This is a genomic window from Oleiphilus sp. HI0123, assembly GCF_001635315.1.
In genome coordinates this window covers 1-820 of sequence record NZ_LWGE01001862.1, presented here as the reverse complement: position 1 = coordinate 820, position 820 = coordinate 1, and the positions used below count along the sequence as shown (strand labels likewise).

Sequence of the window (820 nt, the reverse complement as noted above, 5' to 3'; positions counted from 1 at the left end):
GGCAAAGGTAGCCAAGTGATTTCGTCACCTTCCTTCCAAGCCGGATACTTCTTCATAATACTCAAAAATATGTCAGACTCTTTGTAGTCTGACAACCAGCGCTTGAGATAGTCGTAAGGGCTCGCATCAAACCATTCTAGGTCTACATGTGCAAATTGTCGTATAAAGGGAAAGATGGCGAGATCTGCCAGGCAGGCCTGCTCGCCAAAAAGAAAAGTTTGGTTTTGTAAGCGCTTGTCCAAAAGCTCTAAAAAACCTTCGCCTTGCTTGCGATATTCCTGCTCACTTTGTTCTGGGTGGCGGTCTGCATATTTGTATCGATCAAGCTTATCTTTGAATTCACCGTCATTGATTGAAATAAGGTCGAGCATCTCGTTAAGTTTGGAAGCATCTAAAAAGTTGTCTGGATCGTATCGTTTGAAAGCCCACTTCATGATATCCAGGCTTTCATCAATCACTTGCGGGGCCTCGGATTCTGAATGATGAAGGATGAGCACCGGAACGGTACCTTTCGGAGAATAATGCAGCATTGTCGCTGGCTTATTTCGTAAGACAATTTCCCTTATCTGAATCTTTTCCTGGCTAAGAGTCAGGGCCAACCGTGCTCTCATGGCATAAGGGCAGCGTCTGAAGGTGTATAGAATTGTCGAAGGCATGGGCGCAACCGTGTTTTGAAAACAGGCATGATTCCATTTGCTTTAACTAAAAGCAATTGAAGTTCTAAGTTGTACAGGTGTTATCGACTGGAATAAAAAAAGAGGGCNGAGGCCCTCTTAGAGTTAGTACTGCTTTATTAGTTATCGTTTTGGGTGTGTCTGGT

The 820-nt window shown here is 44.0% G+C and carries 1 protein-coding gene; it reads right to left on the bottom strand.

All coding sequences use genetic code 11. The annotated features are described in order from the left end of the window. Positions 1–656 (bottom strand): glutathione S-transferase (locus A3761_RS24940; RefSeq protein ID WP_082870380.1); only part of this gene is annotated, 656 nt, incomplete at its 3' end. Positions 657–820: the final 164 nt, after the last annotated feature.